The organism is Nitrobacter sp. 62-13 (assembly GCF_001896955.1).
Lineage (GTDB): Bacteria > Pseudomonadota > Alphaproteobacteria > Rhizobiales > Xanthobacteraceae > Nitrobacter.
The window spans coordinates 86,693-88,346 of the sequence record NZ_MKRN01000017.1 but is presented as its reverse complement, the minus strand read 5'-3'; the positions used below and the strand labels follow the sequence as shown (position 1 = coordinate 88,346).

Below are 1,654 nucleotides of genomic sequence, written 5' to 3'. Positions count from 1 at the left end.
ATCGGCAAAGCAGGCTCCGGACACGAGGCCGACGTAGCCCGTGCCAATCATGGCGATGCGCATCGAACAAACCTTCAGAGAAAAATGCAGGGACCGTTACAGAAAAGTCTTAGAGCATTTCTTGGCCGATAGACAGCTCAAAGCTTGGTCCACAGTTTTCTGACGCAGCTGCCCGCGTGGGGTTGCACGGTGCCAGGCTCTGCTGCGTTCAGCCTTGCGACGCAGCAGCTCCCTGGGCTTCTTTCTCTACAACCCTGTTCATTAGGTGATCTTCGGGCAATCGAGGTACGCTCAGCGCGTATTTCCTGGCGATCTCTGCGTCGATCCCTTTGCGGGTTTTGGCAAGGGCGCATCTTGCGAATGCTGGATCCGCCCTTTGAAAACTCTGCGTCCTTTCGCGCGAATTGGCATTCAAACTGTTCGCGGGTCCGAGCGATCAGCGGTGCGACCACGGTATAGGTAAACCTAATCGGCCTGTTTGAACATACGAGGATCGCTCATGGCGTCGCTCCCGCCGGCGTCTGTGGTCCGTCGTAGGAGCTCGGGAAAGTGTGGGCGGGATCATTACGCCAAAGCTCTTTCGCCACCTCCAGCGGCGCCAGCTTCAGATTCGCCCACCATGCGGCCTCGTTACCATGGCGATGCAGATCTCGATGATGCGCCCGGCACAGCGGCACCGTGAACTCGTCGCTGACTTTCCGTCCTAAGGCTTTGGGTTGAGCGAACTTCAAGTGATGGGCATCGCATGGAGTGCGCTGACAGATAAGGCAAGGCTGCGCCGCGACGAACGCCAGATGGGCCTTGCTGCGCCGGCGCAGCGGTTTGGTGAGCGGGCGGACGGTTTGCCTGCCCGATTCCGGCGTAGGAGCCGCATCCAACAAGGTGGGAGTATCTTTAAGGTCCCTTGGAGGGGACGGGCCGATCGGGTGGGGGATCGGGCCGACTATATCATCGCAGTGGACCCCTAGAAGCCTTTCGCAAGCCTCCTCGACCGCCCGCGCGTCGGCGTTTGTCAGCCTGTTCTTGTCCCGCATCCGACGATGGATCCACATCGCCAAGGCGTCGCTATCGGCGATCTCAGTGATCTCCGCGAGCATCTGCTCACGTAGCGCGGCCGAAGGGATTGAACCGAGCTGCGAAGGCTGATGCAGGGTGCCGTTATGGAGCTTCCGTGTAATATTTGGGGCTTTCAGCGGACCAGGTGGCGGCGAGGGCTCGGCAGAGAGATCCGGGGCATCGGGGTCGTCCTCGCCTGCAATGCCGACTAATGCGAACAGCGCATAACGGCGCGCATAGGTGAGCGCGGCGCCCATGCGATGAGGTGCTGCCGTTTCGCCGATCGTGCACACTGGCCATGTCGATGAAATCCATTCACCTGACGCATGTGCCAAAAGGGTGGTGAGGTGGATTAGGCCAGCCTCTCGATCAATTGCCGTGGTCTGCACGGTCGCAATCTCGTTGGCGCCGAGGCTCTTGCGGATGATGTCCAGACCGCTGGCTAATGATGCGTAGCGGAAGGTTTTGGGGTCTTCGCGCGGAAACGGCGATCTGACGGTCGCAGTTAAGGTTCTCTCAGGATTGACAAGCTCTCCTTGGGCTTTTGCTAATGCTGCGGCGATCGTGCCAATGGTTTCACTGCATCTCTGCATTGGCA

Annotated in this window: 1 protein-coding gene; it reads right to left on the bottom strand. The window is 59.4% G+C overall.

All coding sequences use genetic code 11. The annotated features are described in order from the left end of the window. Positions 1-497: 497 nt before the first annotated feature. The coding region (locus BGN91_RS02695; protein ID WP_366408205.1) for an ERF family protein at positions 498-1,654 on the bottom strand (1,157 nt) is incomplete at its 5' end.